Source organism: Sulfobacillus thermosulfidooxidans DSM 9293 (assembly GCF_900176145.1).
Classification (GTDB): Bacteria; Bacillota; Sulfobacillia; order Sulfobacillales; family Sulfobacillaceae; genus Sulfobacillus; species Sulfobacillus thermosulfidooxidans.
Genome location: NZ_FWWY01000001.1, coordinates 1,786,143 through 1,798,126, shown reverse-complemented (window position 1 = coordinate 1,798,126; position 11,984 = coordinate 1,786,143). Strand labels below are relative to the sequence as shown.

Sequence of the window (11,984 nt, the reverse complement as noted above, 5' to 3'; positions counted from 1 at the left end):
ATGGTGAGCTTTGGGAATATCATCTTGCTAATCCATCCCCGAATTTTTCTTACATTGTAATAACGTGTTCTTTCCCATCAACACAATTTCTCAGTCATCAGGCTATACTTCAACCGCGAATCCATTACGGAACGCCAGACCGTTATCACAGATCTTAGGCGGAAACGTGGGGGTCAGCGATACAGGCGGGCAAAGTGAGCGCAGATATTTCCCACCGCCACCAGGATCCGAAACCACTGGCTGATGACTTTTTCGTTCAGTCCGTAATGCGGTTTGGTAATATGCTGGCAATGCTCACCGGGTTCGCATTGCTTGCGCGCTAGGCGGGAAGAGCACTATCACTATAATAATCTGACAGAGATCTATTATCGTCAAACCTTTTCAGCACATCCGGCTCATGAGTGTCTCTCGGCGCCCGTAATGCGTTATCGGCGGTTGCACCTTATAAGCTCAAGGAACACATACCGCCTGCAATAGTGGTCAGAGTAAAGCTTAGCCAGCGGATCTGCACCGAGTCTTGATCCGACCACGCAGCGCAGACAGGGAGGGCGTAGGCCGAAATCGTGTGAATGCATAAGATTCTTCATGAGCCCAAGGCTTCTCATCAATCAACTCTTGCAAGGCCACAATTCTCACTTTTGCATAGCCGGGAATTATCGGAGCCAAAAGCAACTCTACCATGTGGTCGTGCGTTACTGGTACCGTATGGTCCGTCGGCGCAGTCAAAAGAGTCAGGTGAAGTAGGAAGCGCTCCTAAGCATCCTACGACGGTTCCCGTTGAAACGGCCCAAGCTATCAATTCCTTACACTGCCTTGCCCAAGTACATCATTTTGTAAATCTCTGGTCGAAGAGCCAAGTGCGGCAAATCCGCACGCTGAGTTCTACAGGAGTTGCGGTGCATAAGAGGGCACCCTTCTACCCGGACGTAGCGCATTAAGGTAGAGACCCCGATTAACAGAAATAGGTTCTTTATCCCTCAAGGTGATCTTGTGGTTGATCAATCAAGAAATACGAATAGCCTGAGTAGGCTCCAGTTAGTTCGCGATAATATCCAATCGCCAATGGCTGATCTAGCAAGTTTTTTCATACACATTGCATCAATCAGACCGGGTTTATTCGACATCATGATGAATGGTAGGATTTTTCTTCTATGACGAGGCTGATTGATTGGACCAATGATCTATGACCCATTTCAAAATGTTTATATCTTGTCCCCACCAAGAAGCAGAAAAATTAAAGTAAAGAGCGGCTTCTTCTCGGCTTCCTATCGTCATAAATTCGGTATCGACGTTCTCGTACGGTTCCATCACTATTGCCAAGAAATGGGGATTAGCCCGCTTAGCACGCTGCAGGTATTCTTCGGCATCCACGCGTTGTCTACGGATCGCAAGCCACAACCGTTCATATTCTAAGAAAGTTCCTGTGTCGTCTTCAAATTGAACAAATAAAGCTGAAAGCTCATCCAGATCATCTTGCTCATGCAAGACACGGATTAAATCGTACCGCACACCCAAATGATCTTCAGGATCCCACTTAAGGATTTCAAGAAATATCGCACGTGCTTCGTCCAACAACCCACCATCACTCAAGATTCGCCCCATGGCCAGCTTGGCGCGAAACCACGGCCGTACTTCTACAATGCCGTATAAAGAATTAGGAGATTCATCTTGTTTTGCTAGCTCTTGATATTCATAAATGAGATTCTCTGAAGCAACGACAGCTTGTTCAAAATATCTTTTCTGCTTACGCCATGTATTGGTAGTTTCCGCTAAAATTAAATAGGCATCACTACAATGAGGATTCATGGATAAAGCCTGTTTTGCCAATTCATATCGTCTCGGTTTTTGGCTTTCCCACGCCAGCATCACCAGTTCTCGAGCTTTTTCCTTAGGCTCGTCCGTTTCCATTTCTGAAAGCATTTTTTGTGCTTCCGCTGACAATAAAAATTTGTTCAGATCCTCCAATGACGCAGAGTTAAAATTTTCTTGTTGCAGAAGTCTCCCGATTTTGCTCATTAATAATTCGGTCGCCATGGGAGGTGGAGCCACAGATAACGAATAAGGGATAGAACCCTGAAATGATTTGTTGGTCGACATCATAGCATCACTCCATCTTTTTCAACCCTAGAAAATAAACATTAATGTATCCAACCGTTTAGCCAACCATGAGAATCTCTTAAACCGTAGACTCTTTTCGTGCTTAAGAATCAGTCAGCTTGGTGTGTGTCAGAACACTAGATGAAACACTTCGTCGCGAGGACGATAAATACCTCCGAACACAAATTCATCATGACGCAAGAAACATGATAAAGAGCATAACAACTTACATATTCCTGATCTTCACGTTATTCCTCACGCGGATAAAAACCCCACTTTTGAAAAAATCGCTCGCGATTTTGCTTGAAATAACTCCGATTCATTCGCCGAATAGCTCGAAACTCATTTATCGTTGAACTCACCCAGTGATGGAATACCGCTTCACTGTCAAACCATGTTCTCCAGCGATTCGTATTACGAATACGTTGTAACATATCATCGTCCTCGAAATAAGCCGGCCAAAACGATTCGTCAAATTCGCCAACTTCATCAAAAAGTCGGTGGTCACACAAAAAGGCACTCATGGCAAGTCGTCTAGTGGGTGGACTCACTTCGACGTGATCCGGTCTTCCACTAGCCAAGATCACGTTATCACGTTGCAAATCTTCCACCAATCGATCGATGAAGCCTGGTGCCAATCGTACGTCATCGTTAAGCACTAACACATACTGTGCCCCATCCTTCAATGCTTGACGAATTCCCCAATTCCAGCTTTTCGCCACACCCCAATTATCTTCACGATTATCTCGAAGATAAAGAGGCAGTCCCGGAGGTAAACTAGCCAACGTATCCACTAAGTGAGTCGCACCCATCGTCGGAATTGTCACAGCGACTTTACCGTTACCCATATTCCACCCCTCGTTAACTTTCGATTGCCTAGTGACTTTCCAGTTTCACAGTGGATTTGCGTAATTCTTTAGGAATCGGGGGAGGTTTTAAGATTCCTAACCAGTGGTAATAAAACTCTACCGGGACTAAAAATAGCGTTAAAATCCATGCTGTAAGGTAATCACGTGCGTTATATTTACGGCCATCTAACCAATCAGCTAATCTTTTGGGTAAGCCAATTAGCAAGGACAAAAGGCCGACGCTCAAAGACCATAATCCTAACCACAGGCTTAACAACGACAATAACTCGCCTAAAACAATAAATAATTCCGTGGGTTGAAACCGAGGAATATACCGAGGGGCAATGTCAGGATGATTGCGAAAGAGAAATCCTTCGTAACGTTTTCGGTGGGCCTTGGAAAAATAAAACCACCAGGTTTCCTGCCTCGGTGGATGAAAAACAACAGCATCGCGCACAAAGACAATTCGGTAACCGGCACCTAAAACCGAAAAAGCTAAATCAGAATCTTCTCGGTACGGCGATTTAAAGCCGCCAACCGCTTCAATAACAGAACGGCGGTAAAACATATTAGCGGTCATAAATTGCCGACCAAAGCGATTATGAACTTGATGGGTAAAAATCGTCGCATTGCCGCCACTTTCCACAGCACCTTCAACACCACCGACCTGTGGATCAGTAAATCCTTTCAGTCCCTGCTCTAACCAATCCCGCGCGGGCACGGCATCCGCATCGGTAAAGGCAACAATGGTTCCCTGGGCCGCTTTCCACCCAGCTTCCCGTGCCCGTCCTGGTCCTCCGTGGGGAACTTTCAATAATCGGATAGTAAAAGGACTATTCGTCTGAAATGACTGAATGGCTTCTTGTACATCGTCTGTCGATCCGTCATCAACAATGATGATTTCATCTGGTTGCCTGGTATTAGCCGCTAATGATTCAATCGTGCGCGCCACGAGATGTGCCTGATTGTAAATAGGAATAACTACACTTACGGAGTCCACAGTCCATTCTCCCCGATGTTCCTGATTCACTGCATTAATGACATAATACCTCAGTCATGATTTATATTCTTGATGCCCAAATTACAATAAGTACCTTAGCATCTTGACGTTAAAGTCTACCCATCAAAACGTTTACGGAAACCAATCACGTCTGTACTCAATAATACACTACGCCACAATGCAGAATCCAACAAAATTCGCCACATACATGATGACATTCAATCGCTGACCGAAATTCGGGAGAACGATCGTGATGTCGTCCACCAACTTCTCAAACATCGCATCATCAATCGTGTTCAAAAGATCCGGTACGGTTCAAGAGGCTCAGGCGCAGCAATTAACTGCTCAAGATCCCTTATCGTGGGGACGCCCCTATCTAACACCCAAAGAGAACGCCCATTTGTGGCTATGGCTGAATCCCGCTGGGTCGCCTCATTCGCGATGACGGCGAACACATGGTACGCTCCCTTGCCGGACGCGGTATATGGAAACGATATCGTGCACCTGCTCGCAGGACCGGGATTAGATCCACAAGGCGCAGCCCTACGCACTCCAGACCTGATAAAAGATTGGTGAGCCGTGGACTGGAACCGGGATCAAGAACTTACGGATTGCGGCAATGTCTTTCAACTGTGGGTCGATCGGCGCACCGGGTTTTGTCGACGGATGACGAGCGAAGGGTCTAACGGGCGTCAATGGGATATTATTGTCGATTCACTGGAGATCAATGCGCACCCCATCCCTGATGACGTATTTTGTGGGCATGTTCCAGATTGATCAGAAAAAATTTGGAAAAGCTTTGCAGGACTTTACGATCCGGATGCCGAAGCTGACAAAGCTTAAAAATGAGCAATATACGCCATTACGAGAAGATGTTTATGAAAGTCCCAACCTACCTGCTCATTCAAACAACTATTTGTGGGAATGATCATTTCCAGCATTTTAGGCATTGGAGCTACTTCTTCTAGCCCTGTTATGCTTGCGTTTAGTATTCATCTCCTATCGTTCCTGCTGTTGTGCCTCAAGCCTCAAGTGTCCCATTCATATCGCTAATCCCCACATCCGCAACGGAACCACTGATATTGTAGATGCCAAGGGCTCTGTATCGTATAACCTATCAGCGCAATTGCAAGCGCGAGCATATCTTTGGTATGAGGAAGCAATTGGTGGAATACTTATTTGGGTCAAGCCACGCCGCCTCCCATAGGGATCAACCATGGGAAAAATCATTTGTTACGCAACACTCAGAAGTAAGCTGTAGCATAACAAACTTAAATGCAGACTACTATGAAGCCCAAGCCATGATGTGGGTTAATGGCGGACCCGCACAGGATTCTTCGATTCGAACTATCGGTTAAAGTCTACCTAACCGTAATGCGTAGCTCTTATTCCGCTATCCTTACTGTTTTGGCATGTGATGTATTGCTTGTGGCATTGTCTATTCTTGGACCCGTGAACCATTTTTCGGCCTTCCTTAGCCGCAAAATAAAAAACCGCAATTCATTGCGGTATCTGAATTTCATCTGGTGGGCGCGCACGGGCTCGAACCGTGGACCCGCTGATTAAGAGTCAGCTGCTCTACCAACTGAGCTACGCGCCCGCATATTTATGGTAGCGGCGGGTGGATTCGAACCACCGACATCACGGGTATGAACCGTGTGCTCTAACCAACTGAGCTACGCCGCCATGGTTGCGGGGACAGGATTTGAACCTGTGACCTCCGGGTTATGAGCCCGACGAGCTACCTGGCTGCTCTACCCCGCGGCAGATATGTCTTCAATGCACAACGATCATTATAGGTACCCAGTCGCAAAATGTCAACAACTCTAGGTATCAAAATCATCTCACACGATTTAGTATCTTCTATGCTACACTAAATATTATCAACAGTCGACCTCATGAACCCAAAGATAAAAGGAGGGAATTTTATGATCCGCAAGACGCGTCTTGCTGGCTATGACTTTAGTATAGAAAAAAATCCTGAAGGTATTCATGTCTCAGTCAAGCCTACTGAGGGGCATGCCGAAGCCCGGACGGAAGTGTTTCAGATGTTTGATCAATTTCGAAAGACAGCACGTCAAAATGGTGTAGGTCCTACCGAGATTTTAGCTTACTGGCTTAAACAACAATTAGGCATGAAATAAAATAGCAATTTATTCCAAATATACCACGATCTTGTTTATTACACAGATCGTGGTATACTCTTGTCAGTCAACAATGCGAAAGGAGAGACAAGCCGTGAATCAACTACGGAACGCCAGCGATTATCGTCGTGCCATTGAGCATATCCGTTTACTCCAAGGCGTGTTAAGCACCTTGGCCAAAATTAAAGGCAATTTAGATCCTGATGTATTGGCTGTAAGCCAAGAAATCGACGAATATGTTGTGTCTGTTCAACAATATTGGCAAAAACAGGGTCAAGAAGCCCTCTTGGGGTAACCATTCCCCAAATGAAGAGTCACTAGTCACCGGCCATCCGTTCTGCTTGTTCAGAAACTAACGGCTGCCGACGTAAATACCGTACTAATAATTGATCGACTTCATGACTTACAGCCATCAAATCGCGATTATAAATATCCAAAGTGCTCGCATAGATTCGGTCTAGTTCTCGTTTAAGTTTTGAGATACGGTCTAGAATTATCTGTTCGGCTTCCTCTCTCATAGGAATATACCCTCTTTATATGTCGTAGTGTTGTTCATTAACCTTTAGAATTCGCGATTTTTTGACAGATTTCCTTCAAAAATCTGCCATTCATCAACTTTTTTTTGCCCCAAATTCCTCGCTAAATTTCGACTCTCCCAGGCGTTACCCGTAAAATAAATTTATGCAGGCCAAAAGACTCTCGACAGGTTCACGAATTAATGAACCTCATATGGCAGATAAGACGGTCTCGAGACAAATGGCGTCCCGTGACGTCTCAAACGTCTGGACAAGACTCGATGCCCAAGAAAAGCAAGTTATCGCTCAATTAAGTCTCGAGAGTGTGAACCGATATGTGAAGACGGTGAAAGAGCTTTTGGAAGAAGCATTAAAGGCGCATCAGGTTAAAGCTGGGGGATATTTTTCTCCATTAGGGCATTTTCGCTACCTGGTGCGTGTCCAAGCCGTCAATAAGGAATTAGAGCGCTTGCGTCAAGCCTTAATGACCCCGTCACCCCTACACATTGTGATGAAACGGCTTGAGCTGATTCGCGGATTGTTATGTGACATTTTGATGTGATTATCAAAGGCAGGAGAGCCATGAACGAATTTGATGCCTTAATGCACCATCTCATGACTTTAGAAACGTTAACAGAACAAAAAATTGACGCGGCAACAAGTCGTGACACAAGTCGCCTGGTCCAACTGTTACAAGAGGAATTGGATCCGCTCAATTACATCAACCAACATTTGTTAGATCTCGCCACTTTAAGTCAGGCACAGCGGAAAATTATTGGTCAACATGCCATGCGGTGGCAGGAGCGTACACAATTTTTGCATGACGTTTTACAAACACAATTAGGATATTGTGACTTTGTACGGATGCTTATGGGTGATACCCGCGCCCAAGCGCTCAATATGGATCTGTAAAAGGAGAAGACCACGACATGTCCTTTACCATTTTAAATATCGCCAGTCGCAGTTTGGCTGCTGAACAATTGGCCATGGAGGTCACTGGTAACAACATGGCCAATGCTACTACTCCTGGTTACCGCAGGGAAACCGCTAACCTGGTTGAAACACCCCCTATTCCTGCAGCCAATCTAAACGGCACCTTACAAGGTCAAGGAGTCAGCGTCGACGCCATTTTACGAGCCCAAGATGCTTTTTTATCACGGAGTGTACGAACCCAATTCGGTTCTATGGGTTATTGGAAAAGTCTTAATACCGCGCTGTCCCAAATTCAAAATGTCTTTCAAGAGCCTTCCGCCAGCGGATTATCTGAGGCCATGACAAATTTTTTTAATGCTTGGCTCACCTTATCGCAAACGCCCACCAGCCTCGCTGCGCGACAAGCGGTTCTCGAACAAGGAAAATCTTTAGCCAGTACCTTTAACACCATGAGCAATGAGCTGAATCAAGAAATCCAAAATCTCAATAATTCCGTGACTAGCATGGTGGGAAAAATTAACACTATTACGAGTCAAATCGCAAAACTCAATACAGAAATCGCCAATGTCAGTGGTTCGGGTGGAACCGCTAATGCGTTATTAGACCAGCGCGGACTCTTAATGGACCAATTGAGTCAATTGGTCAATATATCTTACACCGTAAATCCTGATCAAACTGTAAACATCTATTTAGGAAGCAATGCCCTGGTGGTCAATCAAAAGGCCTATTCCCTCATAACAGGTCCCAGTGCTTCTTCCTCTGGTGTTGATCAAGTCTATTTGAATGACAATCCTAATCAGCCGCTAAATAGTTCAACAGGACTCACCAATGGTGAGTTAGCAGGGCTCATCAAAGCCGGAAGTATCGACATCCCAAACTATTTATCGCAACTGAACACACTGGCCGAATCCGTAGCTAATGCCGTCAACAGCCAACAAACCCAGGGCTATCAGCTTAACAGTAGTCAAAAAGGTGGCGATTTCTTTGTGGTTCCCACTTCCGGAGCCATTACCGCCAGTACTATTCAAGTCAATCCCCAACTGACCATTCAAGGGATTGCCGCAGCGTCAAATCCTAATTCTCCGAATGATGGAAGCAATGCCCAAATTATTGCCAATTTGGTCTATGACACACAATCGACATTGGGTAATTACACTTTTAGCCAGTACTATACGAATCTTGTCGGACAAGTAGGCAATGACGGCCAGCATGCTCAGAATCAATATAACAGTGCTAATTCCACATTACAGGCATTAAGAAATGCTAGGCAATCTGCAACCGGAGTCGATCTTAACCAGTCATCGGCGCATCTCATTCAAGAACAACAAAGTTACCAAGCCGCAGCACAACTGGTCAGTGTCGAACAAACAATCATGACCAGCTTATTACAAGCGGTTGGATAAAACATGTACCCGTCCTCGTGATAAAACTATTCTGATAGGAGCTATGTAACATGGAAATTACTCCAATCGTCTTGATGAACACCTTACTACAAAACGTCCAAACTCAATATCAACGCATTGGCCAATTACAAGAAGAAGCGTCAACGGGTCAAAGATTTCAAGTCCCGTCAGACAGTCCAAGCCGGGTAACGGCAACCATGAATTTGAATACCGCTTTAGCCCAAACCAAAGCCTATGAAACGGCGGCGACGCAGGCTCAAAATTGGCTTAACACCACCAGTGGCGCATTACAAAATATGCAGCAAATTTGGCAAAATGTCTTAAATATTGCCGTGGAAGCCTCTAATAATACGCTGACAGCCACAGACCGGGAAGCGTTGGCGATTCAAGTTCAGCAAGCTCAAAAAGCACTCGGTCAGCTTCTCAATACGCGTTATGAAGGAACATACATTTTTAACGGATACAACAGCCAAACAGCCCCGATTTCTTCTTCAGGAACAACCAATTTTCCTACCAGCCAGCAACTTCAAACATTTCAAATTGGTGAAAGTAGTTCAGTCACGGTGAATCTAACGGGGAATGAAAACGTCGGTCAACCCAGTGGTTCCAATTATTTCGCGACTATCTACAACGACCTCAGCGGGCTACAATTGGCTATTACCCAGGGAGCTTCCGCCTCTCAAACTTATATCAGCACGCTTAAAACTGATCAGAGCTATCTTTCCACCGCTCAAAGTATTGTTGGCGGGCGACTCGAACGGGTTAACCAAACTAAAACCCAGCTGCAAAGTTTGAGCTTCAATCTCAATCAAACCATTGCGCAAATTTCTGGGGCTAATATGGCTTCCGTCACTGTACAGTTGGCTCAAGAGGAACAAGCCTATCAAGCGGCCTTACAAAGTGGTGCGCAAATTTTGCCCTTGTCTCTGCTCAATTTCATTCACCCCTAAAATCCAGGGGGTGTAAAAAAGGGAGTCTTACAGCATGATTACAAAAGAGACCATTCAAACCCGGTTTCATGGTGAAATTACCATATCTGCATCGGATATTTTGGTGATGGACCAAGAAATACTAGGCTTTGCCAAGCACCGGCAATTTGTTTTGTTGCCCCATCACCCCGAGAGTCCCTTTCTTTACTTGCAATCGGTGACCGATCCTCAACTAGCCTTTATTGTGATTGATCCGCTCACGTTTAAACCGGATTATGTGGTACCAGAGGAAGAAGTTCCCGGATTGGGCAATCCCGAATTTTGGGCTATTCTATGTATATGTACGGTAGGTCAATCCGCAAATGGGCAAGGACTTTATGCCACCGCTAATCTCAAAAGCCCCTTGATCTTTAACCGGCAGACGCGGCATGGCGGCCAATTTGTGTTATCCTTACCGTATCCGTTTGAATATCCCTTGTTTGGGGAGGCCCAAAACAATGCTGGTGCTCAGCCGTAAAATTGATGAAGCGCTCATAATAGGCAATGCTGAAATTCGCATTGTCGTCCTAGGAATTCAAGGCGATCAAGTGAAATTAGGTATTGAAGCTCCCCGCCACATCACCGTGATGCGCGAGGAGCTCTTTCAAGCCCAGCAACATAACCAAATGGCGTCGTTATCCGTTCCTCCCGAAACCCTAACCGATTTAACGGCCTCTAATCCGAAGACTCCTCTTCGTCCCCAGGAAAAGAAGCCAAAATCTCCGTAACCTTTACACCAAATTGTTCGCCGATAATGACCACTTCACCCTTGGCGACAATGCGGCCATTTAAATAGACATCAACAGGTTCCCCGTAAGTCCGCTCTAACTCGATGACGGATCCCGGTCCAATTTCCAATACGTCTTGCACAGATAAATCGGTACTGCCCAAAACCACCTCAACATCCATAGGCACATCCCAAAGAAAATCAACGGGCGAAACAGGCCGGTCCGGTTTAGGAGGCACGTCTAAATCCGCAAATTCTACCGGGCGGGCCTCAAGCCCCGGATGATCTGCCAATCCCTCAGTTAATGCCTGCAATTCTTCTTTGGTTAACCGTCCTTTATTCTCACTCATATGAGATAATCTCCTTTATTCGTTTGCATCCCTATAGCGTCATCATTCTTGATCATCTGGATTAACCCGTCCTGTCACTCGGACAGCTAAATGGCCGCCGACTTTACCCGCCACGACATGGAATTTTTCCTGATTGGCCAAAGACAATGTTAAAGGCTTGTCATAACGATTTTTTAAGATGATGATATCACCGGGTTTCAATTGGCGAAATTCTCCTAGGGAAATCGTGGTACGCCCCAAAACCACATCAGCGCGAACCGAACTGCGGCTTAAAAGCTTGAGCATTTCTTGGGTTTTCGGTTTCACATCTTGATCGTCTTCACGTCCTAAGGCATGACGTCCAAGCATAAGAGCAAAAGGCTCAATAGCGGGATATGGCCACACCCATGACAATATCCCTTTGTGGCTGTCAATGGAAATTTGTTGTTGCTGCACGACCACTAAATCCCCTTCAGAGGATATTTGGGTGAATGCCGGATTATATTCGATCGTGTCGATGCGGGCTTCAAACGGCATCAGCGATGACCAACTTTGACCCAGTAAGCTCAATAAGCGTTCCATAATCCGGCGATAAATAGTCTGTTCAATCTCGGTTAACTCGCGGCTGGGAAAATGACCGAAACCTGGGCCACCTAAAGCGCGGTCAATAATCGCTAAGGTCACTTCCGGTGAACTCTCGAGGAGTCCAGAACCCGATTGATTGATGGTAAATAAGGCGAGCACGCTCGGAATGGTTACCCCTTCCACATACTGCTCATAGGGCATTTGTTCTGTGCTAATATGTTGGATCTGCACAGGTGTTCTCAAATACGTTGAGAGGAAGTTCGAAGCCATCCGTAAATACGATTCCATCATCAAGGTAATGGCGTCAAGTTGTAAACGGCTTAGCTGGTGTGGCCTTTGAAAATCATAGGGACGTACTTCCTTCAGATCTTTGACCAGTCCCATCAATCTCATTCCCTTCTGCTGCAGAATTCCTCAGGGTTTTCAATGCCTCGT

Annotated in this window: 15 protein-coding genes and 3 tRNA genes; 9 read left to right on the top strand and 9 right to left on the bottom strand. The window is 45.6% G+C overall.

From position 1 onward, the window contains the following. Positions 1 to 1,149: 1,149 nt before the first annotated feature. The 3 genes from B8987_RS09085 to B8987_RS09075 all read right to left on the bottom strand — a co-directional run bounded on the left by B8987_RS09085 (position 1,150) and on the right by B8987_RS09075 (position 3,945). Positions 1,150 to 2,034 (bottom strand): hypothetical protein, encoded by an 885-nt coding sequence (locus B8987_RS09085; RefSeq protein WP_176213208.1) that lies wholly within the window; start codon positions 2,032 to 2,034, stop codon positions 1,150 to 1,152. 311 nt (positions 2,035 to 2,345) lie between these two features. Beyond that, entirely contained in the window at positions 2,346 to 2,945 is a 600-nt protein-coding gene (locus tag B8987_RS09080; protein ID WP_020375791.1) for a glycosyltransferase family 2 protein, read from the bottom strand. Between the two features lie 28 nt (positions 2,946 to 2,973). Further along, positions 2,974 to 3,945, bottom strand: a complete 972-nt coding sequence (locus tag B8987_RS09075) for a glycosyltransferase family 2 protein (RefSeq protein WP_176213207.1) — start codon at positions 3,943 to 3,945, stop codon at positions 2,974 to 2,976. Positions 3,946 to 4,195: 250 nt separating this feature from the next. On the opposite strand from B8987_RS09075, the gene B8987_RS19365 reads away from it, so the two are divergent. Then, on the top strand, positions 4,196 to 4,390 hold the full coding sequence (locus B8987_RS19365) for a hypothetical protein (RefSeq protein WP_139793510.1): 195 nt from the start codon (positions 4,196 to 4,198) through the stop codon (positions 4,388 to 4,390). 1,079 nt (positions 4,391 to 5,469) lie between these two features. Here B8987_RS19365 and B8987_RS09065 read toward each other — a convergent pair. The 3 genes from B8987_RS09065 to B8987_RS09055 all read right to left on the bottom strand — a co-directional run bounded on the left by B8987_RS09065 (position 5,470) and on the right by B8987_RS09055 (position 5,709). Beyond that, a tRNA-Lys gene (locus tag B8987_RS09065) sits at positions 5,470 to 5,545 on the bottom strand. Between the two features lie 9 nt (positions 5,546 to 5,554). Beyond that, positions 5,555 to 5,631, bottom strand: a tRNA-Met gene (locus tag B8987_RS09060). A gap of 1 nt (position 5,632) precedes the next feature. Next, a tRNA-Met gene (locus B8987_RS09055) sits at positions 5,633 to 5,709 on the bottom strand. Positions 5,710 to 5,873: 164 nt separating this feature from the next. Between B8987_RS09055 and B8987_RS09050 the strand changes: the two genes are divergently transcribed. Both B8987_RS09050 and B8987_RS09045 read left to right on the top strand, forming a co-directional pair. Continuing rightward, positions 5,874 to 6,089: a hypothetical protein gene (locus tag B8987_RS09050; protein WP_020375787.1), complete on the top strand. Its 216-nt coding sequence runs from the start codon at positions 5,874 to 5,876 to the stop codon at positions 6,087 to 6,089. A gap of 94 nt (positions 6,090 to 6,183) precedes the next feature. After that, the gene (locus B8987_RS09045; protein ID WP_020375786.1) at positions 6,184 to 6,384 is read left to right on the top strand and encodes a Spo0E family sporulation regulatory protein-aspartic acid phosphatase; all 201 of its coding nucleotides are present in this window, start codon (positions 6,184 to 6,186) and stop codon (positions 6,382 to 6,384) included. Positions 6,385 to 6,406: 22 nt separating this feature from the next. Here the strand turns inward: B8987_RS09045 and B8987_RS09040 are convergent, their stop codons facing one another. Then, positions 6,407 to 6,607 carry a Spo0E family sporulation regulatory protein-aspartic acid phosphatase gene (locus B8987_RS09040; RefSeq protein ID WP_028963350.1) on the bottom strand — a complete coding sequence of 67 codons (201 nt, stop codon included), beginning with the start codon at positions 6,605 to 6,607 and terminating at the stop codon, positions 6,407 to 6,409. Positions 6,608 to 6,845: 238 nt separating this feature from the next. Between B8987_RS09040 and B8987_RS09035 the strand changes: the two genes are divergently transcribed. From B8987_RS09035 to csrA, 6 genes are read left to right on the top strand one after another with little or no spacing between them, the layout of a single operon-like run. Beyond that, positions 6,846 to 7,166, top strand: coding sequence for a DUF327 family protein (locus tag B8987_RS09035; protein ID WP_028963351.1), 321 nt, complete (start codon positions 6,846 to 6,848; stop codon positions 7,164 to 7,166). A gap of 20 nt (positions 7,167 to 7,186) precedes the next feature. Further along, positions 7,187 to 7,516 (top strand): hypothetical protein, encoded by a 330-nt coding sequence (locus B8987_RS09030; RefSeq protein WP_020375783.1) that lies wholly within the window; start codon positions 7,187 to 7,189, stop codon positions 7,514 to 7,516. A 17-nt stretch (positions 7,517 to 7,533) separates the two neighbouring features. Further along, complete coding sequence (flgK, locus tag B8987_RS09025; RefSeq protein ID WP_028963352.1) at positions 7,534 to 8,940, top strand: flagellar hook-associated protein FlgK; 1,407 nt, start codon at positions 7,534 to 7,536, stop codon at positions 8,938 to 8,940. Between the two features lie 50 nt (positions 8,941 to 8,990). Further along, positions 8,991 to 9,890 (top strand): flagellar hook-associated protein FlgL, encoded by a 900-nt coding sequence (gene flgL, locus B8987_RS09020; RefSeq protein ID WP_020375781.1) that lies wholly within the window; start codon positions 8,991 to 8,993, stop codon positions 9,888 to 9,890. Positions 9,891 to 9,924: 34 nt separating this feature from the next. Continuing rightward, entirely contained in the window at positions 9,925 to 10,386 is a 462-nt protein-coding gene (gene fliW, locus B8987_RS09015; RefSeq protein WP_020375780.1) for a flagellar assembly protein FliW, read from the top strand. Next, positions 10,367 to 10,636, top strand: a complete 270-nt coding sequence (gene csrA / locus B8987_RS09010) for a carbon storage regulator CsrA (protein WP_020375779.1) — start codon at positions 10,367 to 10,369, stop codon at positions 10,634 to 10,636. Before fliW ends, csrA begins: the two co-directional genes overlap by 20 nt. On the opposite strand, the gene fliN is transcribed toward csrA, so the two are convergent. Further along, positions 10,584 to 10,985 carry a flagellar motor switch protein FliN gene (fliN, locus tag B8987_RS09005; protein WP_076006249.1) on the bottom strand — a complete coding sequence of 134 codons (402 nt, stop codon included), beginning with the start codon at positions 10,983 to 10,985 and terminating at the stop codon, positions 10,584 to 10,586. The genes csrA and fliN overlap by 53 nt on opposite strands. Positions 10,986 to 11,027: 42 nt before the next feature. Continuing rightward, on the bottom strand, positions 11,028 to 11,933 hold the full coding sequence (locus tag B8987_RS09000) for a flagellar motor switch protein FliM (protein WP_020375777.1): 906 nt from the start codon (positions 11,931 to 11,933) through the stop codon (positions 11,028 to 11,030). Between the last annotated feature and the right edge of the window lie 51 nt (positions 11,934 to 11,984).